We start from the raw sequence: 25,023 nt of genomic DNA, 5'->3' as shown, positions 1-25,023 counted from the left end.
CATACCACCAACCGTTCAGTGGGCATCCAACCGAACACCGGTTCTGAAGTGCATACGAAAGCCGGTCTCTCCTCTCCCTCTTCTACAACCGAGATGTGAACTACAACCATGTCCACGACCAACTACGTCGACGTCAATCGCAGCCTCCAAAATCTCGAAGACGCCATCGACCGCGAAAACTACCAGGCGATTCAGGAGTTTATCGACCATCAAGCCGCAGAAGGCATTAGCGACGTCCAACAGGAGCGACAGATACAGTCGTTCAAGACACTGCTGACCAAACTCGCCCCATCCGGCTTCCGGCTTCGCGACGCTACCGAAGCCGAACTCAAAGAGCTGCTTGCTAACATCAACAGAAGTAGCTACGCTGACGGAACCAAACACAAGTTCAAAGGCACGATCAAGAAGTTCTACAAGGTCGAGAACGGCGGTCGCGAACACCCGAATAAAGTCCAGTTCTTCACAGTCACACGGAAGAAAGCGACTCCGGTCACCCGAGACGACCTTTTCACCGAAGATGAACTGGGCCGACTATTTGAGGCATTCTCGTCGACTCGAGATCGAGCGTTAACGAAGGTTCTATACGAATCAGCAGCACGACCCGGCGAGGTACTTTCCCGGAATATCGGTGACTTCATCGTAAATGGGAAGGGAGACTTCATTTCGATTGAAGGCCTGAAGAACACGCCTGACCGGACGAACCAGTTGATCCGAGCTGGGCGAACAATCCGAGAATGGCTCGCCACCCATCCACTCGGTGGAGACCTCGGAAGTATTCGTGATCCCAGCGCACCACTCTGGGTAAAAACAGAACAGCAGAGATGCAAGAAGTGCGGAGAAATACCCCATCACCATGATGATCCGGAGTGTGCGTACGAATCCGATCTCCGCGACCGGCTCAAGTACGACGCCTTTCTCCGCCGATTCAAGCAAGCATGTGAACAGGCAGAGATCCCGGAGAACAAACGTCGACCGTACAACCTCCGCCACACCCGTTTGACCGAGGTGGCGACGTTCATGGGTTACGAGCAACTGAATAAGTTCGCCGGATGGAAACCTGGAAGCGATCGTGCGAAGGTCTACGTCCACCTGAACAACGATGACGTCAACCAGGCCATCAGAGATGAATACGGACTCAGTGGTGAAGAGGACGAGACTCAACCCGTCAACTGTAGCTTCTGCGGAGCCGAGAACCAGCCAAAGGAGACCGAATGCCGGACCTGTGGACGACCGCTCTCCCTCGAGAAACAGTCAACACAGGAGGAGAAATACCAGGTCCTCGAACGGCTCGCAGAACTCGAGGAAAAAGGAGTACTCGACCAGCTGGATACGTTCACACAGGCAGACGAAGAAGAGTAGACTGGATTTCCTGACGCTGTATCAGAGACAGCAACTGTAACACGGCCTTCTGAAGCATAGACAAAGCTGGCCATCCCAGCCAGTTTCGTGAAGACAGATGGGAGTTCACGAGATTGCGGAGGCCGAACGGTTACTCGAAAAAGTTGAAAACTGGACAGAGACTGAACTCGAGGAGCTACCCCGGCTCTATCGTGAACGGGCGAAGCGGTACCGGAAGCTTCGGAAACACGGCGATTCCGAACACCTGTAGATAATACAGTCCACTGTAGGATGGGATGGTCTACGAAGACTACACAGACCTGCTGGAGTCTGCCGATCCTGTGCCACAGCCCGCTAGCGGTGACGACGGATACCCCAGTAAGCGAGAGATCGACCAGCTGCTGACCGAAGCACACAGAGAAGAACGTGAACGCGTTGAAAACCTACTCGAGGAGATCGAGGGTCAGATCCAGGAGCGTACCAACCTGCATGAAGACCTGATCCACGAACTGGAACAGGAGTTAGAACGGTACGAGGAAAATCTACAGCAGCTACTCAGACAGTTCGGCAGCGGTAGCCGAGAAAAGAAGGAACACCAGAAACGCCGTATACAGGAACTCAGCAAAGAAATCCGGAAAGAACAGCGGCGGCACTGGCATGACCGACAGAAGTTACTAGCCGAACGACGCGAAGTCCGCCGTGAGTTAGACGCACTCGACGATGACCTCCTAGCTAGTCTCCTCTGAATCCGAACGGCTGTTCCAGTCGACCAGCTTAATCTCACGCGTCTTCCCTTTTCGTCCGCCACGGTAGTAAGTGGCCTCGATCAGATCAAGCAGTTCCAAATGAGTCAGGAAGTCGCTTATACGGCGTTCGCTAAGAGGTGCAACACCTGCTGTCTCACACCGCTTACTGTACTCACTGTAGACGGTTCCAGTTGTGAGGAGTGGGCCCCGTTCCTGTTCGAGACGGGCGATGGTATTGTACAGCCGTCGGTGATGAGTAGTGAACTCGTTGAGAAGCGATTTCACGAACTCATGATACGCTGTCACCTCTACATTCTGGACAAGATCACGTGTAATTCTGTCATCAGCGGTCTCAGCCGCTTCACGTAGCCAGGTGATCCCAATGGAGATATTCTGCGTTGTCGCTGTGATATACGTCAAAGCCGCTCTCTGTAATGACTGTGGCTGAAGTGCTTTCCGTGCCCGATCAGCGAGAATCTGACGTGCCGCATTGGCTGTATACTCGTTCAGTGTCAGATGCTGCGGATGGAACGAGCTGTACGTCCTTTCATCAAGTGGTTCTTCAAGCGACCGCCGGTTGGCTGAGACCGTGATGACCGCGGTGTTCTCGAGACGAGTGAGGTAATAGAGGAGGTCGTCCCCGTCGTTCAATAGGAGAAAGTCGACTTCATCGACCACAATCACGGTCGGCAAGGTAACCTGCTCCTCGACTTTCCGCTGAATATCGGCGACATGGTGACCTGTCCCAAGTGTAGTCCCGGTTAAAAGATGGTAGAGACGTTCCAGAGACTTGTACTGTGTATTCTGGTGGATCCCGGAGAGGTAGCAGGTGGTGAACGTCGGCGGAAACGTTGTCAGAAACCGCTGAAGGAGATGTGTCTTTCCTGTGCCCCGCGGCCCGTAGACATGGAAATTCTGGAGACGGCTTTCCCCCTCGACGCCGAAGGCATCAGTGAGAGTATCCTGTTCAGCCTCCCGTCCGACAAACTGTGCCGGGAGATGTGAGAGTTCTAGAGGCGTTCGCGTATCGATAAGATCGGACATTGTAACGTAACCGTTGGAGAACATCTACACAGGTTTTCACACACCCGTGTTCACTTGGGACTCAAAACCGCCAAACGGGTAGGGCATCCTATCTCTATACATCTTATTCGGCACGGATGTTTTCGAGGATGAATGCAGACTTCCGCATACGAAATACCGTCCACGACTCCGTTTTTCAATACGGACCGGTAGATATGATATAGAAAGGACGTGGTTTCGATATGTTCGACGATACATCTAACAGAAGCATCATCCGGTCAGAACAACTCCTCACTGCTGACTCGCCTCCCCCAGAGATAGTGGGACGAGAAGGCGAGATTCACAATATTCGGGATGCGGTCCGCCCACTCACAGAAGGGAAGACTCCGGACAACCTTCTCGTATATGGCCCGCCAGGCAGCGGGAAAACCGTCTGCGTCAACCACGTCTTCAATGCGCTCGAAAATGAGACGAGAGTGAAAACCATCCGGATCAACTGCTGGCAGTACAGAACCCGGTCCTCCCTCCTGACGGAACTACTGATCCAGTTAGGGTACCCCGCTCCCCGGAAGGGAAAGCCGGTCGATACATTACTTAAACTGATCGGCACCTGGCTCGACAAGAACCGAAGTATTGCGGTTGCTCTCGACGAATTCGACCGGTTCGAAGACAAGGCCGAGATCATTTACGATCTACACATGCTGAGCCAGCAGTCGGAGAACAAGCTCGGCCTCGTACTGGTCTCAAACCTGCCGCCTGAGGAATTCCTCTTCGATTCACGTAGCAGAAGCAGATTGAACTGCCGATCCCTCGAGTTTCAACCCTACACAGTTGAGGAGCTACAGAAAATCCTCGATGACCGGGTTGAGAAAGCGTTCGAACCTGGAACCGTCCAGCCCGAGGTCGTAGAAACGGTCGCAGAAGAAGTCGCTGAGTCTAGCGGAGACTGCCGGGACGCATTTGACCGCCTTCTTCGGACAGGACGAAAGGCAATGCAGGAAGGCGTCCACGAGATCACGCCTCAGTTTTTGCGCGATATCGACATATAATATCACCTACTATACCGCACTAATTGTGGACTTATAACTGAAGAGTGTTAACCAAAGATAGACTCTGTCAACTGTACTTCTTCAATTACTGCATCAGCAGCGTATTCAATATCTTCTTCAGTAAGATCTTTTCCTAGTCCAAAGCGAACTGCTCCTTGGATCCGCTCTTGATCATCTGTAATTTGCTCTAATACATGCGAAGTATCTTCACCACTCGCACAAGCCGACCCAAGAGCAGCCATTACGCCATGATCAGTTAGGGACATTCGAACTAGCTCTTTGACATTTACATTTGGGAAGCTGACATTCAGGTTGTTTGGAAGGCGGTCCTCAGGATGCCCATTCAGTACGACATTATCAAGCTCATTGGAAAGGCGGTTCCATAGTTGGTCTCGAAGGCCTTGGACATGTTCAACACGTTTTTCTCGGTTTTCCGTGGCTAACTCAAGTGCCTCGGCCAGTCCTACAATTCCCGGAACATTTGGTGTACCTGAGCGTTTTCCGCTCTCGTGACCTCCACCAAGTTGGAGCGGCTCGATCTTATTTTTTATTTTGAGATCCACATAGAGAGCGCCGATCCCCTTTGGACCGTAGATCTTGTGGCCTGATATCGACATTAGATCGATTCCCATCTCGTTAACATCGATGTCGACTGCCCCGACAGCCTGAACTGCGTCTGTATGGAACCAGATGTCCTCATAGTCCCTAACTACAGAACCAATCTCTTTGATAGGGTTAATTGTCCCAATCTCATTGTTTGCGGCCATGATTGAGACTAAGAAAGTATCATCTTGAATTGCATCCCGAACTGTCGCTGGGTCTACCTGTCCGTACTTATCTACGGGGAGGTACGTGACATCAAATCCCTTCTCTTCAAGATACTTGCAGGGTTCAAGAACAGCTTCATGTTCTATCCGAGAGGTGATAATATGCGATCCAAGATCATTCTTCTGCGCATGCTTAGCCAGTCCCCTGATTGCGAGGTTGTCGGACTCAGTCGCACCACTGGTGAAGATAATCGATTTAGCGACGGCCTCTCCACCAGCTCGTGCGCCGATTCCCTTGGCAACCTGCTCTCGCGCCTGCTCGATGCGGTTGCTAGCAGCGTGCCCAAATGAATGGTTCGCTTTGCTAGCAGGATTACCGTAGTGTTCGGTGAAATACGGCTCCATCGCCTGCAAAACCTGTTCGTCGACTGGCGTCGTCGCGTGATGATCGAGATAGACTTCCCGATCAGAGTCTGTGGTCATGATTCTGTTGTTGCCCCCTCATCGTGTTTAAGTTCTCCAGGAATTAAGTCATAAAGGTCGGTGAGATCGCTTATCCGCCCAGAGAGTGTTTCAATACCGCGATTGAGATGGGCGAGGAAATAATCCTCCAATTCTGTTTCAGGGTCACGCCCTTCATTCAGCATTCGCTTTTTGACGATGGCGATGTACATTGCATCGTGATCTCCTAGAAGCGTGTACCGGGTGAACTCCTTCCCTTCCTTGTCATATTCTTCCATGCTGGGTGGTCGATCTTCGCCAAGCGAGTATGTAAGCCCAATCCGAGCAATGTAATTTGGCGTCATTCCAGTTGCTTTTCCCAGATTTCGGAGCTTGTAACTGACACTTTCATCGATGTGAACGCGGTTGAGGTCTTTACTCATTGTTGAAAGGAAGTTGCGTCTGAGAGTTCTCTCCTAATTCGGGTGTTTCTGTTTCATCAGCTTGGTCAGACCAGAAGTACCCCGATTCAATTTCGGTTTGGCCATTATAGCTGCCGTGTTGAAGATGATACTCATGAGCAATATCATCACTGATCCGCTCATAATAATCTTCAGTTATCTCAGTGTCAGTCGAGAATAACAAGACCTGATGTGACGCGGCAGGGAAGAACTGGTCAACCAGATTGCTTCGATGCTCTTTGTCAAGCCGGCCGAGGGGCGTATCGATAATGAAGGGGAGTGGCCGATCAGAGATCTCAGCAAGCGCCCAGAGCATCGCCGTCGCGAATATTTGCCGCTCACCAGCGGATAGCTCCGATTGATCTTTCCTGTTCCCATTCACTGTCTCGATTTCGATCGTAAGCTCGTCAGGATCTACGATGATGTTATCATAGAGCTCGTTCTTGTTGGTGAGCTGTAGGTATCGATCAGTTAGTACTGATTCGAGCCGTTGGAGCTTCTTCCGAACCAATGCTTCTTGATAATCCTGCACAGCTTTTCGAGTGCGCCCTGCAAGCTCCGCACGTTCCGAGAGATCCTCTAGATTTTCCAGTTGATCTTCCTTTTTCTCAAGGTCACTCTCGAGTTGGCTGATCTTTGTCTCAAGCGTTTCAAGTCGATCGACATGTTGTTCGATCTTGTTCTGGAGCTTTCCCTGTTCTTGATTAAGTTCGTTAATATCCTCAAGAATCGGCGAAATCACGGATTGCTCGGGTGCACGCTGCAGCTGTTGAACCGTGTCCTGTCGCTCTCGGTTCAGTTGTTCGAGTCTTTCAGTAAGTTGCTGAAGTTTCTCTGGCACGTCATTGAGTGCATTGTCAACGAGCCTGTGCATCTGATCTTGCTGACGATCAGAGAAATCCTTCGAGAGACGTGGTCCAGAGTCATCGTCCGTCTCAAATTTCTCGGCCAGTTCAAACTGTAGTCTTTGGACTATATCTGGAGCCTGTTCTTCCGGAAGATCGAAGTCCGTCCACAGTTCATCATCGGTTGCTAGGTCGTCGAGTTCGTCAATGACTCGTGCTTTGGCTGCAGCCTCCGTTTTGGCCTTCTGTTCGGTCCGAAGTTGGTCGACGACCTCTTGACACAAACCCGGAACGAGTGCGAATGGGTAGGTGCTACGCCCAACTTCACGGATTTGCTCTTCCAGGTCTTCGATTTCCTCGTCTAATTCGTCACGTCGCTGTTTCAATGAATTACGCTCTTTTGCGAACGCACCACCTTCTTGTGCTAATTTGGTTTCCTTCTTCTCGATACGTTCCGTGATTTCGTCCATCTCACGGCGTTTTCGCTCTATTTTTTCCTCGAGTTGATCGTATTCCGCTTCGAGATCGGCTTTTTTGTGTCGAAGGGATTCGATCTCTTCTGCGATTTCTTCATGACCGCTTTCATCGAGCTTACTGGAGAGGTAGATCGAGAGATCGGCATCGAGGCGTTCCACGAGATCCAACCCAAGCAGTGAGAGAAGTGCTTCCTCGAAATCGTTGCCCTCCTCTATCGCACTCGCTAACTCCTGTACCTTCTCACCATCAAAAAAGAAGAGTTGAGAGATTCCTGGGGGAATGAGTTCTTTCAGGAAGTCCTCCCAGTTATCTTCGCGGAGATCGGTGAGTTCACTCCCATTTCGCATGATATCGAGGGATTCCTCGAGAGATTTCCCTCGGTTTCGCCAGCTCCGCTCTACAACGTACTCTTCAGTGTCGCCAAGATTCCCATATTCAAACGCGAGCTTGATGGACGCTTCATCCGCTTTTTTACCATTTGATGTATGGAGTTTCGAGCGGATTCGGCTGTGATACTCCTGTCTGCTAATACGCTCCGCAAATGCACTTCGTCCATGAAGACAGATCTGGATCGCATTGAATAGCGTTGTCTTCCCAGCACCGTTCATCCCACCAAATAATACGATTGGCTTATCGTTGGTGGTACTGAGGTTCAATTCGTTTGTTCCATTGTACGGCCCGTAATCGGTTATAACAAGTCGGTTGAGCTTCATTTCTCGATTTACTCCATCATCTCTTCATATTCGACGTCATACTGCCATTGTTCGGGGTCTTCAGACTCATAGTCGTCAGTAATCTCCTCGATAGAGCGCCAGTCCTCGCGGAATATCTTATCAATTTTGTTGTAGATGGCAGCACGGCGTTTCATACCATGGTGCTGGAGTTCTGTATCAAGGAGTCGCTTAACTAATTTTTCGGGAACATCGTGTTCCGCGCAGACCTGCTTCAATACTTCAGCCTCTTCTGTACTGAAGGACCCGAGGTCATCACGAACCCAGTCGAGATCATCGTCCATGACATCGTTATAGATCTTCGGTACAGAGTCCTCCCAGTCTGCCTCTTCGGTGCGCCAGAGACGACGGATTTCTTTTAGCTCTTCGTCGCGAATGAGATCGAGATACTCTGCATCGTCATCTCGAAGCTCGTTGACCTCTTTTTCCGTTTCGAGGAGTTTCCGGAGGAGATCCTTACGGAACTCATGTTTGTATGCTCGAGGGATAATGCCGTCTCCTCCGTTGGTTTTACTCTTTACACGACCGTGTTGGCGACCTTTGGGCTCCCTGTACTTAGATTTCTGTTCTGGATCCTGTGTAGATTTGAGGAAGTTCCGGAACTCGAGCAGTGGCTGCATCCAGCGATCACCACCGTCGACCATGTTTTCCATTGCCTTGTCGTCTTCAACTACAGTACAGGTCCAACAGCCGAAACGGCTGTTCCCACAGGATGGCGTGCTAGTATCGATCACCATCGGACACTCATCATCAGCTTCGTTATAGAGTGCTGCCAGCTCGTCGTGATCTTTCCCCCACGGACACGGATCGTTCATGAGATACTTCCACACGTCCTGGGTTAGCCAGTCCTCGATTGGTGTATATACGAAGGCGTTGGCGAACTTGGAATGGCGAGCGAGGTTTGTTCCCTCGATGCTGTGAAGATTCATCACCTGTTCTCGGGTAGCGCTTTCCGCCTTCCGGGCACCCAGAATGACAACCACTTCACCATGTTCTGAAACCTTGTCCATGATGAAGTTATCCGCGGGATCGATCTTCAGGCGCTCAGTACACCAGCGGAAGGTCTGGTTTGGTGCCGGATATCCGCGGCCAATGAGGTTAACCCAGAAAGAGTCATCTACATCAGGGTATACCTTCTGAGCTGAGAAAGGAAGATCTTCTTTTTCAGCGTACTCATTGATCTTTTGCAGGGAAGAGGTGATATGATTGACTATTTTAGGTGTTTCAACGAGAGTGTCACTGGATATCACATAGATCGGTTTACTCTGTTTCTCTTTTGGAAGTTCATCAATCGCTTTCCAGATCAGCTGCAAGGTCGTCGTTGAGTCTTTTCCACCGCTGTAACCAATAACCCACGGCCGACTATCCGCTAAATACGTTTCACGGATTTCCTGATAGATATCGTCTAAGGATCGGTACTCCCACACAGAGGTTTTGTGGGGGTCCGATTGCTCGTCTTCTTCACTGCTTGATCGGGTTCCCATTGTTGCAACCCACGCCATCCACTCCCTATAAGATTGTGAAACCGTGGCGAAAGTGAAAGACAGTCGACTGAGTAGCTTAGTAGAATTTTTCCTGCGATAATATTGAGGACACGGTCTTCATCCTCGAAAGACAATCATTTCATCTAGTGTAAAGATAGAATTAAACGGCAACCGATACGTTAGTATCAGTAGTTTTGCGGGAAGTACTTCTCACCAAGTATTTATTGGACAGCATGGACAATTCTTGATAGAAAGTTAATGCCTGAGGACAAGCCGAATCCATCATCATTGGCGGACCTACATCTTAAGCGAAGCTATCGCACAGGTAGTAAATTGCTCAATACATTCTATGTTCCCTGTCTATCAGTGGCTGAACGATATGACCGTGCAGCTGGCTTCTTTGACAGTAAATCTCTCAGTATAGCAGCCAAGGGTATTGCTGGTCTGATCGAGAATGAGGGACAAATGCGCCTACTTACTAGCCCTCGATTTAGCGATGACGACTTAGAAATTCTCAAGCAGTACACCGGTAGTGTCGAGAATACAGATATCTTTGAAACTGCGTTAAAGCGAGGTATAGAGGGAGAAGGTGTTGAAGAGTATCTCCAGACAGACCGTTTTAAATGCCTGGCGTGGATGCTTGAGCAAGAATATCTGGATATCAAAGTGGCTTGCATGCCAGCGGATGAAAAGAAGAACCCTTACCGATTATACCACGAAAAGTTAGGGACTATCGAAGATAAAGAGGGTAATCGCATAGCGTTCACTGGATCAATAAACGAAACAGAGGCTGGTTGGACTGACAACTACGAATCATTTGAGGTCTTTCGGTCATGGGTCGGACATGAAAATAAACGTATTCAAGATAAACAAGACGCATTTGACCGGTTATGGAACGATGAGGATCCAGAGGTGGATGTCTATAATCTACCTACAGCTGTAGAGAAGAGCGTTACTGCTCATAGTCCAGACACTATTGATGGTCGGCCAGCAGTCAACCTATTCCTCACTGAGGAGGGCAGAAATGAGTATGCAGTTGATGAGGACGAGAAAGACCTTTGGCCTCATCAACAAGAAGCTATTGACTGGTGGAAGTTACATGACTATAGTGGCATTTTTGCTATGGCAACTGGGACTGGCAAGACTTACACTGCTCTTCGAGCCGCTCGATTGCAGGCCGACACTAGACTTACCGTAATTGTAGTGCCTACTAAGGTCCTGGTTGATCAATGGTTGGATGAATTACCAGAGGTCTTTGGTCCTCAGACCTCAGTTTTAGAATGTACTGGTCGAGAAGATTGGCGAAAACAAATCCTGAGCCTTGTTGATCCATATCGTGTCGGCGATTTAAACGAAATTGCTAATGAGGACCGTGCTGTACTCATTACAACCCCACATACTGCTTCGGGTGATGCTTTTCGCCGAGCGGTCGATCATATTCCATCAAAACGGCTTCAGATCATCGTCGACGAAGTCCATAGAATTGGCTCAACTCAGTTCCGCAAAACGCTAGAGATTGAGGCTGGACGTCGGCTTGGACTATCAGCAACACCAAACCGACAATGGGATCAGGAAGGGACTCAAGCGATCTATGACTACTTTGGAAACCATGATCCATTTCGGTTTAGCACGCAGGATGCTATTGAGAACGGATATTTAGCAGAGTACGACTACCACCCCTTGCTCTGCGAATTAACTACAGAGGAATTCGACGAATATCTCGAATATTCTAATCAGCTTGGAGCTATCGAGGCACAACTCAAATCGTCTGAATCACCTCCAGATCATCTCTACCAGCGTCGTGAACAGTTGCTCAGACAGCGCGCTCAAATAAAGAAAAGCGCCATCCGGAAGCCTAACCGGTTCGGATCGTTCCTGGATACTGAACATCTAACACCAGCTATTATTTTCTGTGAAGATAACGAACAAATAGATGACTTAGAAGAACAACTTCAACAGCGAAACAAGAACTACGCCGTTTATGTGTCGGACCGAGCAGATGAGCAAGCCTCTGCATTTCATAAATTCGAGACAGGAGCTATCGATTACTTATTGGCAATTAAATGTTTAGATGAGGGGGTCGATGTTCCCGATTGTCCTACAGCAGTTATTGTCTCAAGTTCCACCAACACTCGCGAATTCATTCAACGACGAGGAAGAGTTCTCAGGACCTCTGAAAATAAGGATCATGCAGCGATTTATGATCTGTTGGTTCTCCCTGGAATAAATGCTCAGCCAGATGATAAAACTGCAAGGAAACTCGTTAAACAGGAACTCCGCCGTGCAAAGTTACTCATGGATGCTGCCAGAAACGGTGAAAAGGCGGAAGTACAGCTTGCAGAGGAGCTCGCCAGCTATGGGGAAGGACTCAAAACAATGGTATATACGATTGAACCGCCGGACCCGTTTGAAGCCGGTTTGCCAGAGTCTTCTTGAGTCTGTAAGAAGCAGAGCAGCTAGCGGTTCACCTTATATCGGAGGGGTTGGTCAAGACATGTGGCAAAAGTTTAGATGAATCAGAGCTATTAGCGGTACTATGGAATACAGCGATGAGGTTGATGGCGGGGAGATCAACCGGTTGATTGAAAAATATGCAGAGAAGCATGATGTGCCAGCTGAGCTATTGACCGAAATCTACGAAGCGGAAAGCCAAGTAGTAGGAATGGAACGTCGCTCATCGATCCACAAGGACGTACAGGAAGCAATTGAATCCCACGTTAACGAAGCTGAAGACTAATAATGAGGATTACACGAATTTCACTCGAGAATTTCATGCCCTTCTATGGGACGGTTGAAGTAGAACCGTACACCCAAGACGAGAAACCATTGGTGCTGGTGAAAGGAGAAAACGACACAGGAAAGACATCCTTCCATACGGCAATCAAATATTGTTTACATGGGGTAGAGAATCGATCACAACGGGACCAGTTCATTAACCGCCAGGCTGCAACAGAAGGAGATGGTATCTCGAAGGTCGAGATATCGTTTGTTGATGATAACGGTGACGTCTACACGATCGAGCGAGGTGTCGAATTTAGTCAAGTGGCTGATGAAGATGACCGGTCTGCCGATCAATTCTTCCTTCGTGTATCGGATGCTGACGGGAATACTGTCGTCGGAAATGATGATCGACGAGACAACTATAGTCGATTTATCAACCAGTTCATACCGGAGAACGTCGCCGATTTCTTCTTTTTTGACGCAGAACAACTTGAGAAATTTGAGGAGGCAAACGATGAGGAGGTCCGAGATGCCATAGAGACCGTCCTTGGGATCAAAGAGATCGAAAATGCGGTCAGGGACTTAGAGAAGCGAGAGAAAGACTATGAACGCGAATACGCAAAAGTTGAGTCCACTGTTGCCGAGGTCGAAGAACTCCAAACAGAGCTAACAGAGATACTTGACGAAAAAGAAGAGCTAGAAGGACCAGAAGGTAATGGTGGTAAAATACAAGAGACAAAGGAACGAATCGATACGAAGCGCAAAAAGCTTCAAGATATACAATCGGAGCTGGACAAAATTGAGGAGGCGGACGACAAGCGTGAGGAGCTTGAAAAGGTGAGTGAAAATTTGGAAAGCGTGAATGCGGATCTCGACGATAAACTCACTGAGAGAAACACGCTTCGTCGCCGTGCTGGGCCGTTAATGGCGGCCGTTTGCGCAGGGACTATTCAGCAACTCTACGAGGTAGAAGGAACAACGGACGAAGCCGATGTGATCAATGCGGTCCTAAATCGGCAGCAGTGTATCTGTGGAGAGCCCCTTGATAGTGATCCAGATCACCGCGAACACTTGCTTGATCGGTACAAAGAGCTACAGTCTTCGGAGCGTCGAAAGATTGCAGAACTGTTGGACCGGGCAAGTGAAGGGCTCAATGTTGGTGTTCGGAAAGAACTAGACAGATACCAACGTCTTCAGAAGGACATCCGTCAAGCCAGAACGCGCAAGAGTGATCTCAAGGATCGCAAGGAAACGCTGGAACAGGAACTTGAGGCAATAGAGCGCAAGCATCTCTCGGATTACAAAGATCAAGAAGAAGAGCTTGAGGCAGAGATCCAAACCCTGGAGAGCGAGGTTGAGAGCTACCAAAAACGAGTTGGAGAGCTCAATAATAAGCGCGACTCATTGCGAAAAAGAATTTCGTCACAACAAGAAGCATCTGAGGAAGAAGAGCGCTATCAAAAGCTGATTGACCTCACTGGCCGTTGTCGAGATGCAATGGCTGATATCCGGTCTGAACTGGTGGACAATCGACGGGATACAGTTGAAGAACATGCTTCTCAGACCTTCCTGAAGCTCACAAATCGACCGAACTATTATCGGGGGCTAAGGATCACGGAGAACTACGAACTACGTGTCCTCACAGAAGAATCATCCCGTTCAATCGCCGAACAAAGACCTAGTGAGGGACAGAAACAGATCATAGCGTATGCATTCATTGCAGGCCTCAGCAAATATGCTACTCGAAATGCGCCTGTCGTAGTTGACACACCGATCGGGCGTCTAGATCCAACACACAAAAACAACCTCCTTGGTTATTATCATAATTTTAGTGATCAAGTGATGATCCTTTACCAACCAAACGAATTAGAAGGTAGCGACATCGACCGTATCGCTGAACGGACATCTAAACACTACGAAATCGACCATCGAGATGGCGACCAGGAGTCCTCCCGGATCGAGGAAGTAAAACTATCGCCTGAGTCTATTGTGGGTGATGACTAATGGCTCGAACGCTCAAAACTGCTCGGCAGGACATCTACAAACGCTTGGTGAAAGATGACGATGAGGAAAATACTATCTTCAAATATAACTACGAATTGTTTAGTCTTGGAGCGATCTACGGATATTTCCATGGAGATCAGAAGGCAGTAGATGAAGAAGAACGGAGTCAAGACTTCATCAAGGTGTCAGATATTACTCCAGAAGAACATCGCCAGAGTATCGAGTTAGTCTACCAGATGGTGAAAATCGAAAGTGAACAATCCGACGAATCAGAGATCTGGAAGGAAGTGCTGAAGTACGCCGATCGAGGTGTCGAATTGATAGATGAAGGTATCAGTACTCAGGGAGACTTTGACCTCGTGGGTATCGTCCAAGGTGCCAACGCTGAAGATTGGGAGTCTCGATTAATCGATTCACTTGGTGACCCAGGTGAGCTCGAGGGCGTTCGTCCAAAGTAATCGTACTTAGAATCGTTTCGCTACGACAGCAACTCTTATTCGAGAACCAAATCTTTGATACTCTCAGCCTCGGCGTCTGGCTTCTGTTTTAGGAACATCTTCAGAGCGCCCGACCACTCGTCTTGAAATCGGTCGAGCCAGGTCAACATTTCCTCGTTATCCTCGTACCGCAGTTCCGCGTGCGCAGCCGCCAATAGAATTAGGTCGATCAGAACCGCCGCTTCCGACAGTTCGTCGTCAGCGTCGACATCGTGCAGACCGGAGTAGATGTCGTGGAACAGGTGATCAGTGTTGATTTTCACGTGCGCCTGCTTGCCGCGGAAATCTGCCTCGTAGAACTTCCCGCTGCCGACCGTCTCCGGTGTCACCTTGAACGGATCAGTCATGAAGCTGTCGTACTTACGCTCGATCTGCTCGATCTTCTCCTCCATCTCGTCTTCGTTGAGATTTTCCTCCTCTTCTAGGATCCGCTGTATCTCCTGCTGTTTCTTCTCCCTGATCTCCTCTTTGAGTTCCTCTTCTTCTTTCTCCGACAGGTTCTGGCGGTCCTTCAGATACTTGTCAGCATCCTTCGCGACCTTCTCGCTCAGCGACGGTTCTGTCTCCCTTTTCTCTTTCTTCGCTTCCGCCTTCAGCTGGTCAATCTTTTTCCTAGTCTTCCGATGGATCTGGTTCGGGACGCCGCCGAGCGCCTCGTCGAGCTGGTCCTTGACCGGATCTTTCAGCGAGAACCGGCTCTTGTTCGTCTGGATTCCGAAATACCGGTCGAGCTGCGGCGGGAACTCGATCTCCCCTCGCATGTAGTTCTTGTCGCCATGCTTCTTGAACAGTTTCAGCGACAGTCCACGGTCGATCTCGCGGCCGTTCCGGATCAGGCTGAACCCCTGGTAGTTCTCTGTCAGGTTATGCTTGCGCATCCACCCGGGACTCCATTCGTCTTTCGACCGAATCTCCTCCACGTCGAGCCAGATGACCTTGAGGCTTACCTCATACATCGTGTCGTCGCCGTCCTCCGGCGACTCGACTTCGATCGTCTCCTCGTGATACGGATCGTCGACGATCGGGATGTCGCCCGGGTTATGGCAGTCTTCTATCATATACAGCGGATCTGACGGATTCAGTTCCTTGCCGTTGACTGTGAGGGTATGGGCGCCATTGATGTAATTGACGTTGAGTGTCCGTCCGCCGTCGATGTAGTGCCGGTAGATCCGTGAGAGTTCGCGAACGAGCATGCTCGTCATCGCGTTGACCCGCTTCTTGTCCGGCTTGTCGCACTTTTCGAAGACAACGATCGTGCCGCTGTCCTTCTCCCGATCCTCGATATCGAGGTCGTCAGGGAGTTCGCAGGGCTCCGCGGCCGGCGGAACAGTGTCTCGTTGCTCGCGCATCTCCTCGATATCGATGTATGTACTCCGCCACTGATCCTCGTCCTTCGTCTTCGTGTAGACGGTCGTGCGCAGCGACTGGCAGGTGGCAGAGGCACTGAGTCCCCAGCCAAACTTCCCGATGGAGACATCGGAGTTGGCGTGGCTGCCACCGAACGAGAGGACGTACGTGAGACCATCCCACTCCTGGCCGTCGGGATCCGTGATGACGGGCGGGATACCGTGGCCGTCGTCCTCGACGTAGATGCGGAGGTGCTCGCCGTTCTCCTCGACCTTGACGTGGACGTTCTGGGCGTCGGCGTCGAAGCTATTGTCGATCAGTTCCTCGACGGCGTCGTCGGTGCTGAGGCCGAGGTCGCGGGCCCCGATGATCATCGACGTATCGCTGACGAAATTGCGTGCTTTAGCGGACATTGGTGTAGATACCGTTGTTGGCAGTGTTGATCTCGGTGATTTGCTCGTTGTACGAGCAGTACGGGCACTCGAGGTCGGACCCCTTCGGTTGGGCAGGGTGGACCTTGTTCGTGGTCTGGTCGCCCTGGAGGTGCCAGTCGAGACATTCCATCTCGAAGGCGTCCTGAACGTCTTCGGCCTCGCGCGCCGTGAAGTGGGTGTAAAACCCGTTCGAGGCGTGGCGGAGCAGACGCTGCCGAAGATCCTCGTCGCTCCGGCCGAAGTAGTAGGTGAAAAACTCGCCGTTGACGATGGTACCGAGGCGATAGAAGCCGGCGATACCAGGCTGTACGTGCTGTCGGACCCCTTGAGGGGTGAGGGTGTGCGGACTCATTCGACTGTCACGCCACTTTCTCGGAGCGCACTATGGCCCCGAGTGACGGACGCTTAGCTCTATAGATGGGTGGCTAGTTTTTATAATTTTGGATGAAGATCACGCTGGGTTACCTAGTCGGTAATACCAGAAATATACGACAGCAATACACGCACTATAGCGAGGAGGACAGTGGTACAATTACGACAGTAAAATAATATATCTCTCGAGTAATCGGCAATAACGTGTGCGCATCTATTATTTATAACTGAGTCATGGCTCAGTCATCATAATTAAGTCCCCAAGCTCACGACACGGGTCTTTATAATATCCTAGATAGTATTACGAGTCGAGGAAACCGGGAACGCTAACGAGGGAAAATGCAAGATGGAGACGGGGTAGCTGTCGAAGTCGGTGTTGAATCTGTGTCGTTCTGCGTCGAATTGAACCCTGTTTGATGGGTGAAATCACACGGATTGTGGTGTAAGCCTTCCAAGCTCATGGCCCGGGTTCAAATCCCGGTCCGCGCACTGTCTGCGAATCTGTGATTCGCAGGTCAGCAAATCTTTGATCTGCGCTACTGTCGTGAGCAAACTCGCGAGCGACAGCAATCGGAAGCGGGATTTGAAGCACGCGAGTCGCAGCGCGAACGTCGTGAGCGACCGTCTCGCAGTCGGGTTCAAATCCCGGTCCGCGCACTTTTCGACGAGCAGACGACGGGAACAACGCGTCGAGGCCATAGTTACGAACTCGTGAGAGACAGCAGTACTCGGCCCCGTTTGCAGGACGCTGTGCGATGACTCGAGACGGTGACAGGCCGGACCGACCGTCGTCGGTCGCGGGGTGGCTCGAGCGATGGCGGACCGAGCGGTCCAGAAGTGTCGATACGGCGGAGACAACAGATCATTCTGACGGTGCAGTCGGTTATTCGGACACAAATACGAGTAGTAGACGAAAATACAGACAGACCATACTATTCTAAACACTCGTCTACTCGAGATGGATTTTGGAAAACAGATGCAGAACCCTTATCCGTGTATCGGACTTTCGTCTAATCGCAATGGCAAACGGAACGGTTGATTTCTTCAACGACACGGGCGGTTACGGTTTCATCGAGACTGACGACGCGGACGAGGACGTTTTCTTCCACATGGAGGACGTTGGCGGTCCGGACCTCGAAGAAGGCACAGACATCGAGTTCGACATCGAGCAGGCCCCCAAGGGCCCGCGAGCGACGAACGTCGTTCGTAACTAACACGGGTTCGCACCGTCGTCTTACGGCGACGTCGCGTGACTTCGTTTCTTCGACACCCTTACCCTCGAGAGTCATCGATAGACAGTGGGTGCTGCCGACCGACTCGGCCCGATAGCGACAGCGCTGCCGAAATCGGGCGTAGACTGTGACCCGAGTTCTCACAACGGTTATATACCCCTCCGCGTCGTCGTGGGTTTACCGTACCGGTGATCCCTGCGTGGACGACGTGATCGTACGACGTGAGTTCGACTGGTCGGAGACACCGCCGAGCATCGCTATCGTGACCGCCATCGCCGACATTGAGAACGTCGATCCGATCGACCTCCCGACGACCGCCGGGACGACGCTGTACTCGTACGTCGATCCCGGTGCGCTGGACGCGCTCGTCGACGGCGAGCGAGTCGCTGTGTCGTTTTCCATGGCGGAGTATCGGATTCGGATCGACGGTGCCGAACTGACAGTGGCCGCCGAGTAGTCGTCGCTCGCTTTCGGTTACGGCTCCGGGTCCTCGACGGCGGCCAGCCCCGACGAGATCAACCGGCGGAGCAACACGACGATCCCGTTCTCGAGGCCGCTGGCGAAGATCGCCTGCTCGGTCGGGTCCTCGCTGTCGGGATAGTACGACCCGATCAGCAACGTCTCCCGATCGACGAGCAGGATGCGACTGATCGCGACCTCGTGGTCGGTCATCGAACCGATGAGGAAATCGAGGTTCGTCTCGAACACGCTGGCGGCCGGCAGCTCCGTCTCCAGCCGCGAGGTGATCTCCTCGGTCCGACCGCCGAGGACGACCGAGACGTCTCGATCGACCGCGCCGTGTAACGTCTCGTAGACCTCGTCCGAGAGGAAGGTTTCGTCGGCGACGACCAGCGCGATCTCGCTGTCGGCCTCCGCGAGCAGATCGAACGTCCGCGATTCGATCGCGTCGCGTCCGGTCAGTGACCACACCTCCTGCATCCGGTCGTCGTCGGGTTCGGTCTCCCGGTGTTCGACGGTTTCGAGATATGACTCGAGGGTGTCGATCCGGTCGTCGTACTTCTGTCGGAGCGTCCGCGTGGCCTCATCGATACCGACCGCCCGGAACTGCTGGGGGCTCGAGTGTTGTACCTCGACCAGTCCCTGTGATTCGAGTACCCGAATGGCGTCGTAGACCCGCGTTCGGGGGACCTCCGAGATCTCGTGTATTTCTTTGGCCGTACCGCTGGGTAACCGCGTCAGCGCCAGAAAACACCGCGCTTCGTACTCCTGAAGCCCGAGATCCTGGAGTAGACTGACCGCCTCGTTCGTAAGATTGTCCTGTGTCATGGCCCAACCACGTGTCCGGCGTTCCGAACAGGTACAATAGGAACTGACGGCGGGAAAAGGATTCGTGTCTGGCTTGCAATCACTGATACGAGCCGCCGAAAACGGTGGTTTCAGACGGAGTCTCCGATTCACCCAGATTATCACACAAGCTACTTGAGTCTACGACCGGTAGAGTTCGCTGGCGCGCCCCGTTACGGCCCAACCACGGCGGGGCGTGTCGTTTCATTCGTTCGAGCGACCCGCTCAAACCCATTACTATTAGATAAGACATCTGTTCCCATACTGGTATGTGTGGCGCGCCGGGGGGAATCAGCGTCGCGAGACCGGAGGAAAGAAACCGCTTCGGTCGCTCTCAGGGCCATCCATCGGGGAGTTCGTCCCGATGGTTCTCCAGTAGCTCGAGCAGCGGACGTATCTCGTCGAACCGCGGCCCTTTGACGACGTTTCCGGCCTCGCGGTGCCACTCGATGTAACCGTAGTCGGCCAGTTTCGGGAGATGGACGTGGTATTTCTGCGTCAGTCCCTCGTCGATCTCAGCGACCTCCCAGGGGATGCCGTCGACCGTCGAGACGTCTTGCGGGTTGTGATCCAGGAGACTGAGCAACAACCGTCGTCGGTGACCGTCTGCCAGCGCATCGAACGCATCGTCGACCATGGAGAGTTCCTCTAACCGCCGGTAGCACGCCCGCTCACTTGACGTAGTGCGGTTTTCACGTGAAAGCTTTTTTTGAGTAAGCGAGTGAACGGCTCGTTCGAGGAGACCGGCCGACCGGTCGATCGGAACGGGTCCAACCCACCTTCGTAACCGATGGGAGACGCGCGTGCCGAGGGACCGTCGGATTCCGAGGGTTGTTGTGCGGTCCCCGCGAAGCGACACCGTGGAGTACGACCTGCTCGGCTGGCCGCCCGACGGCCCGAAACTCCGGCTCGATCACGAACGGTTCAGCTACGCCGGCAAGTTCGTCATGACGAACACGGGCAAGGCCGTCGCCCGTACCGACGACGGCCGGCTCGTCGCCGCCGTCGCGTTCAACGAGGACCGGACTGACGCCGACACGCTGTGGCTACGGTACGTCACCGTCGATCGGGACCGTCGCGGCGAGGGGATCGGCCCCGCGCTCTGTCGGCTGGTCCGCGATCGGGCCCTCGAGCGAGGCTACGAGCGACTCCGGATCGCCGTCAACAACCCCTTCGCCTACGAGGCGCTCTACCGGACCGGCTTCGTCTACACCGGCGAGACGACCGGCATCGCCGAACTGATCCTCGAGTACCCGATGCCGGACGACCCCGATACCGCGACGTGGACCGACCGCGAGCGGTACCTGGCCGGCCTCGCGGAGTACCGCGATCGGGACCTCTCCGAGGCGGAAGAACGGTTCCTCGCTGAACGACGCGACGGCGAGCCGCCAGGCGTCGATCCGAGCGACGAGTGAGTGGACGGCCGCGCCCCGATCACGAGAAGGTATCGACGACCGTCCCCGCGTCGGGACCGGACGTGTAGTAGTAGCCGTCCGCGTCCGAGAGTGTCCCCCAGTCCTCCCAGCTGCCCTCGTAGTTCCGGACGGTGTCCCAGCCGAGTTGTTCCATGACGAACCAGCCGACGGAGCCGCGAACGGCCGTCGAACAGTACGAGATCGTCTCCTCGCTCGGATCGAGCCCGGCGTCGTCCAGCCACAACGTCTCGAGGTCTGCGGGCGACCGCAACCGCTCGCCCCCGTCGACGAGGTTCTGTGTGAACTTGACGTTAACCGCACCCGTGATGTGGCCGTGTCGGTCGACGTCATCGTCTCGCTCCTCCCCGCGGTACTCCGCCGGCGACCGGTTGTCGACGAGTTGTACGTCCGCGCCGTCCTCGCGAACGTTCGCCGCGACGCGCTCGCGCGTCGCGATCACGTTCATCTCGAGGTCGGGTTCGTACTCCTGGGTCGCCGTTTCGGCTGCCCCAGTTTCGGTCTCGCCGTTCGACGCCGTCCAGGCCGCGTACCCGCCGTCCAGGAGGGAGACGCGCCCCTCGTGACCGATCGCGCGGAGCGTGTAGATCGCGTAGGTCTCCCAGAGGTTCGATCCCTCGCCGTAGACGACGACGACGTCGTCGTCGGGCGCGATGCCGGCCGCCCCGATGGCGTCCGCGACCGCGTCCGGCGACGCCCGATAGCCGTCGGGCGTCTCCTCGTAGTGGGTATCGAGCAATTCGGACCGCGGGATCCGGCCCGCGCCCGCAACGTGACCCTCGGTGAACGCGTCTTCCGCCCGGATGTCGAGCAGCGCGACGTCCGCCAGCCGCTCCTCGAGTCGCATGCTATCGACGACCGCCTCGAATGCATCGGCCGCCGGCGTTTGAAACAGGTCCGGCTCCGCCGCCTCTCGAGTCTCGCCCAGACACCCGCCGAGCGAGAGACCACCGGCCGCTGTCCCGATACCCCGAAGCACCGTCCGTCGGTCGGCCCGGCGATCTGCGCCCATGTTCTGGGCGAAAACGGGACCGAGAAGCAAAAGCGTAGTGCCCGACGGCGCTCGCGCTCGGGACATCCCCGACCGCCGCCGCGAGTCCCCGTCCGGAAGCCGACGATTCAAATCCCGGTCGACCCAACTACCGCCAATGGGAAACGCTGCACTCCGGGAGATCGCCGCGATCGAGGAGATCCCCTTCGACGATATCGAGGGGGTCGTCGCCGTCGACGCGCACAACTGGCTCTATCGCTATCTGACGACGACCGTCAAATGGACCGACAGCACGAAGTACACGACCGCCGACGGGACCGAGGTCGCCAACCTCGTCGGGATCGTGCAGGGACTGCCGAAGTTCTTCGAACACGACATCACGCCGGTGATGGTCTTCGACGGCGGCCCCTCCGAGCTGAAAGACGACGAGATCGAGTCCCGGCGCGAACAGCGCCGCAGCTACGAAGAACAACTCGAGACCGCCCGCGAGGAGGGCGACGCGGTCGCCATCGCGCAACTCGAGTCCCGGACCCAGCGGCTGACGCCGACGATTCAGGAGACTAGCCGCGAACTCCTGCGCCTGCTCGATGTTCCGATCGTCGAAGCGCCGGCGGAGGGCGAGGCCCAGGCCGCCCACATGGTCAAACGTGGCGACGCCGACTACGTCGGCTCCGAGGACTACGACGCCTTGCTCTTCGGTGCGCCGCTGACCCTGCGCCAGCTAACCAGCAAGGGGGATCCCGAACTGATGGATCTCGAGGCGACGCTGAAGCGCCACGACCTGACCCTTGAACAGCTGATCGACGCGGCGATCCTCATCGGGACCGACTTCAACGACGGGGTGTCGGGGATCGGCCCGAAGACGGCGCTGTCGGCGATCGCGGAACACGGCGATCTCTGGACCGTCCTCGAGGCCCGGGGCGACCACGTCGAACACGGCGATCGTGTCAGACAGCTATTCCGCGATCCCAACGTGACCGACGACTACGAGTTCGAGACGACGCTCGAGCCGGATCTCGCCGCCGCCCGCGAGTACGTTACCGACGAGTGGGGTGTCGACGAAGACGAGGTCGCACGCGGCTTCGAGCGAATCGAGGACAGCGTCACCCAGACCGGGCTGGACCGCTGGACGTGAGTTCCTAACCTGCTCTTGATCGAATTGTTGCCGAGGGTGCGCCAAACAAAACGTCGTCTCAGAACAGGTGTTTGTCCTCGTCCAGGAGTTTCGCGGGGCCGCCGACGTCCCAGACGGTGGTGGAGACGCCGCAGTCGGCGACGGCTTCCTCGACCTCGTCGGCGTGTTCCTCGGTAGTGTTGACGTAGACGCTGGCTCCGGTGTCCGTCGAGAAGTAGACGGGGATGTCCTCCTCCTCGCGGAGTTCGCGGACTGTGTTGAAGATCGCGAGCGTGGCCGGTTGCCAGTAGACCCAGCCCGAGGGGCCGGTCATGGTCGTCGCGGCCAGCGACAGTGAGTCGTGTTCGGCGCGTTCGAACACGCCCTCGAAGTCGTCGTTGCGCAGGGAGTCACGCATCTTCGCGATCTGTTCGTGGATGTGGGCGTTGCGGGCCTGGAACATGTGGCTGTCGGCGGCCTCGCGGTGGGCGTCGTCGGTGTCCTTGTGGTAGGGAACGAGGCCGACGATGATCTTGAGATCCTCGTGGAGGTTCGAGGGGACCCGCTCGGAGCGACAGTCCTCGTCGTTCATCCCGGTGCGGAGATGCGAGAAGGCACCGGTGACTGCTCGCGCGGCCGAGGCCGACCCGACGCGGGCGATCGTCGAGATCTCCCCCTTCGAGGCGTCGAGTTCGGCCGCCTCGGCCAGGGCCATCGCGGCGGCCGCAAAGCCCGAGGAGGACGACCCCAGACCGACGTTGGTCGGGAAGCTGTTCTCGCTCTCGAGGCGGACCGGGTAGACGGTGTGGGCGGCGTCGGACTTCGAGCGGGCCTTCTCGACGACGGCCTCGACCCGTTCGTACGCTCGCCCCTCGAGTTCCTCGCCGTCGACGATGAAGGAGTCCTCGTCGTAGTCCATCGAGAACTCGACGGTCGTGCGGGTGTGGCTGGGGGCCGTACAGACGCTGATGCTGTCGTGATAGGGAAGCCGCTCGATCTCGTCGCGCATCCCGTGATACTTGACAAGCCCCTGGATGGGGTGGGCCATGGCCGTGGCTTTCATACCCTGATAGGTGGCTGAAGGCCGCTTAAAGCTCACGGCATCCGCCGACCCGAACCCGAACGCTGAAACGAGCCGACGCTAACCACGCCCTATGGGAACGCCACGGGACTCGACGCAGGCCCAAGCCGAGGTAGTGGTCGACCGCCTCGAGGACGAATACCCCGACTCGACGATCTCGTTGCGGTACTCGAACCGCCTCGAGCTGCTGATCGCGGTGATCCTCTCGGCGCAGTGTACGGACGAACGGGTCAACAAGGAGACGAAACACCTCTTCGAGAAGTACGACGGCCCCGAGGACTACGCGAACGCCGACCAGGACGAACTCGCCGAGGACCTGAACTCGATCACCTACTACAACAGCAAGGCGGGGTACATCAAGAGTTCCTGCAAGACGATCCTCGAGGACCACGACGGCGAGGTGCCCGACACGATGGACGAGCTGACCGAGCTGTCGGGCGTGGGCCGGAAGACGGCGAACGTCGTCCTCCAGCACGGTCACGACATCGTCGAGGGCATCGTCGTCGACACGCACGTCCAGCGGCTCTCCCGGCGGCTGGGCCTGACCGAGGAGGAGTACCCCGAACGGATCGAGGAGGATCTGATGGGGATCGTCCCCGAGGAGAGCTGGCAGGAGTTTACCCACCTCTGTATCGATCACGGACGGGCGGTCTGTACGGCACAGAACCCCGACTGCGGCGACTGCGTGCTGGCGGACGTCTGCCCCTCGGAGAAAGGCGACGGTGAGATCGATCTCGCTTCCGGCGATCCCTGGTAACGGGCCCGTCGCGGGCAGCTGTCGGGAACCGGCCGGGACGCCGACCTTCGCAAGCCCAACGTCTTTTCGGGGACCGCGGGTATCCCCGGACGGGATCACGATGTCCGACACATCCGAGGAACGCGACGACACCGACAAGGACGAACACGGACGCGATGTCCAACTGGAACACGAGGCGACCGATCCCGAGGAGGCCCGCGACGAGGAGGGGCTCACTGAGGAGGAGAAAGAGGCCCGCGAGCGGGAGGCCGAACGAGAGCGCGAGCAGGACATCGAGGAGGGATCGGTCGACAGAGAGGACGACGCCCTCGAGAACCAGAACCCGGACAATCACCGCGACGAGGAGCCGTACAACGGGTAGCGGTCTCGGACG

Annotated in this window: 24 protein-coding genes; 13 read left to right on the top strand and 11 right to left on the bottom strand. The window is 54.5% G+C overall.

The genetic code is table 11. The features are described from left to right. Positions 1-108 precede the first annotated feature (108 nt). Both NP511_RS04725 and NP511_RS04720 read left to right on the top strand, forming a co-directional pair. Entirely contained in the window at positions 109-1,359 is a 1,251-nt protein-coding gene (locus tag NP511_RS04725; RefSeq protein ID WP_049964628.1) for a tyrosine-type recombinase/integrase, read from the top strand. Positions 1,360-1,634: 275 nt separating this feature from the next. After that, positions 1,635-2,084 carry a DUF8104 domain-containing protein gene (locus NP511_RS04720; protein ID WP_049964627.1) on the top strand — a complete coding sequence of 150 codons (450 nt, stop codon included), beginning with the start codon at positions 1,635-1,637 and terminating at the stop codon, positions 2,082-2,084. Here the strand turns inward: NP511_RS04720 and NP511_RS04715 are convergent. Beyond that, entirely contained in the window at positions 2,067-3,128 is a 1,062-nt protein-coding gene (locus NP511_RS04715) for a Cdc6/Cdc18 family protein (RefSeq protein ID WP_049964626.1), read from the bottom strand. The genes NP511_RS04720 and NP511_RS04715 overlap by 18 nt on opposite strands. Positions 3,129-3,349: 221 nt before the next feature. On the opposite strand from NP511_RS04715, the gene NP511_RS04710 reads away from it, so the two are divergent. Continuing rightward, positions 3,350-4,156, top strand: coding sequence for a Cdc6/Cdc18 family protein (locus NP511_RS04710; RefSeq protein WP_049964625.1), 807 nt, complete (start codon positions 3,350-3,352; stop codon positions 4,154-4,156). Positions 4,157-4,203: 47 nt separating this feature from the next. Here NP511_RS04710 and NP511_RS04705 read toward each other — a convergent pair whose 3' ends face one another. From NP511_RS04705 to dndC, 4 genes are read right to left on the bottom strand one after another with little or no spacing between them, the layout of a single operon-like run. Beyond that, the gene (locus NP511_RS04705; RefSeq protein WP_084158228.1) at positions 4,204-5,406 is read right to left on the bottom strand and encodes a cysteine desulfurase family protein; all 1,203 of its coding nucleotides are present in this window, start codon (positions 5,404-5,406) and stop codon (positions 4,204-4,206) included. Next, a complete protein-coding gene (locus NP511_RS04700; protein WP_084158227.1) occupies positions 5,403-5,807 on the bottom strand; it encodes a DndE family protein in 405 nt (134 codons plus the stop codon). The genes NP511_RS04705 and NP511_RS04700 overlap by 4 nt, the downstream gene beginning before the upstream one ends. Beyond that, positions 5,800-7,860 carry a DNA sulfur modification protein DndD gene (gene dndD, locus NP511_RS04695; RefSeq protein ID WP_084158226.1) on the bottom strand — a complete coding sequence of 687 codons (2,061 nt, stop codon included), beginning with the start codon at positions 7,858-7,860 and terminating at the stop codon, positions 5,800-5,802. The genes NP511_RS04700 and dndD overlap by 8 nt, the downstream gene beginning before the upstream one ends. A gap of 8 nt (positions 7,861-7,868) precedes the next feature. After that, on the bottom strand, positions 7,869-9,362 hold the full coding sequence (gene dndC, locus NP511_RS04690; RefSeq protein WP_233274305.1) for a DNA phosphorothioation system sulfurtransferase DndC: 1,494 nt from the start codon (positions 9,360-9,362) through the stop codon (positions 7,869-7,871). Positions 9,363-9,620: 258 nt separating this feature from the next. On the opposite strand from dndC, the gene NP511_RS04685 reads away from it, so the two are divergent. The 4 genes from NP511_RS04685 (at position 9,621) to NP511_RS04670 (ending at position 14,545) form a co-directional block, all read left to right on the top strand. Further along, complete coding sequence (locus tag NP511_RS04685; RefSeq protein WP_084158225.1) at positions 9,621-11,798, top strand: DEAD/DEAH box helicase family protein; 2,178 nt, start codon at positions 9,621-9,623, stop codon at positions 11,796-11,798. Between the two features lie 100 nt (positions 11,799-11,898). Further along, entirely contained in the window at positions 11,899-12,099 is a 201-nt protein-coding gene (locus tag NP511_RS04680) for a DNA modification system-associated small protein (RefSeq protein WP_049964621.1), read from the top strand. 35 nt (positions 12,100-12,134) lie between these two features. Then, positions 12,135-14,087, top strand: coding sequence for an AAA family ATPase (locus NP511_RS04675; protein ID WP_308986953.1), 1,953 nt, complete (start codon positions 12,135-12,137; stop codon positions 14,085-14,087). Beyond that, positions 14,087-14,545, top strand: coding sequence for a hypothetical protein (locus NP511_RS04670; protein WP_049964619.1), 459 nt, complete (start codon positions 14,087-14,089; stop codon positions 14,543-14,545). The genes NP511_RS04675 and NP511_RS04670 overlap by 1 nt, the downstream gene beginning before the upstream one ends. Positions 14,546-14,580: 35 nt before the next feature. Here NP511_RS04670 and NP511_RS04665 read toward each other — a convergent pair whose 3' ends face one another. Both NP511_RS04665 and NP511_RS04660 read right to left on the bottom strand, forming a co-directional pair. Continuing rightward, a complete protein-coding gene (locus tag NP511_RS04665) occupies positions 14,581-16,344 on the bottom strand; it encodes an ATP-binding protein (protein WP_084158224.1) in 1,764 nt (587 codons plus the stop codon). After that, complete coding sequence (locus NP511_RS04660) at positions 16,334-16,717, bottom strand: hypothetical protein (protein ID WP_049964617.1); 384 nt, start codon at positions 16,715-16,717, stop codon at positions 16,334-16,336. Before NP511_RS04660 ends, NP511_RS04665 begins: the two co-directional genes overlap by 11 nt. Before the next feature lie 1,039 nt (positions 16,718-17,756). Here NP511_RS04660 and NP511_RS04655 point away from each other — a divergent pair. Both NP511_RS04655 and NP511_RS04650 read left to right on the top strand, forming a co-directional pair. Beyond that, entirely contained in the window at positions 17,757-17,951 is a 195-nt protein-coding gene (locus NP511_RS04655) for a cold-shock protein (protein ID WP_006181985.1), read from the top strand. 226 nt (positions 17,952-18,177) lie between these two features. Continuing rightward, positions 18,178-18,426, top strand: coding sequence for a HalOD1 output domain-containing protein (locus NP511_RS04650; RefSeq protein ID WP_345784573.1), 249 nt, complete (start codon positions 18,178-18,180; stop codon positions 18,424-18,426). A 17-nt stretch (positions 18,427-18,443) separates the two neighbouring features. Here NP511_RS04650 and NP511_RS04645 read toward each other — a convergent pair whose 3' ends face one another. Together NP511_RS04645 and NP511_RS04640 are read right to left on the bottom strand one after the other, a co-directional pair. After that, entirely contained in the window at positions 18,444-19,256 is an 813-nt protein-coding gene (locus NP511_RS04645) for a TrmB family transcriptional regulator (protein ID WP_049964615.1), read from the bottom strand. 352 nt (positions 19,257-19,608) lie between these two features. Continuing rightward, positions 19,609-19,911: a hypothetical protein gene (locus NP511_RS04640; RefSeq protein ID WP_049964614.1), complete on the bottom strand. Its 303-nt coding sequence runs from the start codon at positions 19,909-19,911 to the stop codon at positions 19,609-19,611. Positions 19,912-20,134: 223 nt separating this feature from the next. Here NP511_RS04640 and NP511_RS04635 point away from each other — a divergent pair, with 223 nt between their 5' ends. Beyond that, a complete protein-coding gene (locus NP511_RS04635) occupies positions 20,135-20,689 on the top strand; it encodes a GNAT family N-acetyltransferase (RefSeq protein WP_049964613.1) in 555 nt (184 codons plus the stop codon). 19 nt (positions 20,690-20,708) lie between these two features. On the opposite strand, the gene NP511_RS04630 is transcribed toward NP511_RS04635, so the two are convergent. Next, entirely contained in the window at positions 20,709-21,719 is a 1,011-nt protein-coding gene (locus NP511_RS04630) for a sulfurtransferase (RefSeq protein WP_049964612.1), read from the bottom strand. 136 nt (positions 21,720-21,855) lie between these two features. Between NP511_RS04630 and fen the strand changes: the two genes are divergently transcribed. Then, the gene (gene fen, locus NP511_RS04625) at positions 21,856-22,833 is read left to right on the top strand and encodes a flap endonuclease-1 (protein ID WP_049964611.1); all 978 of its coding nucleotides are present in this window, start codon (positions 21,856-21,858) and stop codon (positions 22,831-22,833) included. 58 nt (positions 22,834-22,891) lie between these two features. Here the strand turns inward: fen and mvaD are convergent, their stop codons facing one another. After that, complete coding sequence (gene mvaD / locus NP511_RS04620) at positions 22,892-23,875, bottom strand: phosphomevalonate decarboxylase MvaD (protein WP_049964610.1); 984 nt, start codon at positions 23,873-23,875, stop codon at positions 22,892-22,894. A gap of 91 nt (positions 23,876-23,966) precedes the next feature. On the opposite strand from mvaD, the gene nth reads away from it, so the two are divergent. Together nth and NP511_RS04610 are read left to right on the top strand one after the other, a co-directional pair. Continuing rightward, complete coding sequence (gene nth, locus NP511_RS04615; RefSeq protein ID WP_049964609.1) at positions 23,967-24,650, top strand: endonuclease III; 684 nt, start codon at positions 23,967-23,969, stop codon at positions 24,648-24,650. Between the two features lie 100 nt (positions 24,651-24,750). Continuing rightward, the gene (locus NP511_RS04610; RefSeq protein WP_049964608.1) at positions 24,751-25,011 is read left to right on the top strand and encodes a hypothetical protein; all 261 of its coding nucleotides are present in this window, start codon (positions 24,751-24,753) and stop codon (positions 25,009-25,011) included. Positions 25,012-25,023: the final 12 nt, after the last annotated feature.

Source organism: Natrinema thermotolerans (assembly GCF_031165565.1).
Lineage (GTDB): Archaea > Halobacteriota > Halobacteria > Halobacteriales > Natrialbaceae > Natrinema > Natrinema thermotolerans.
This window is presented reverse-complemented; position numbering and strand designations above follow the sequence as displayed.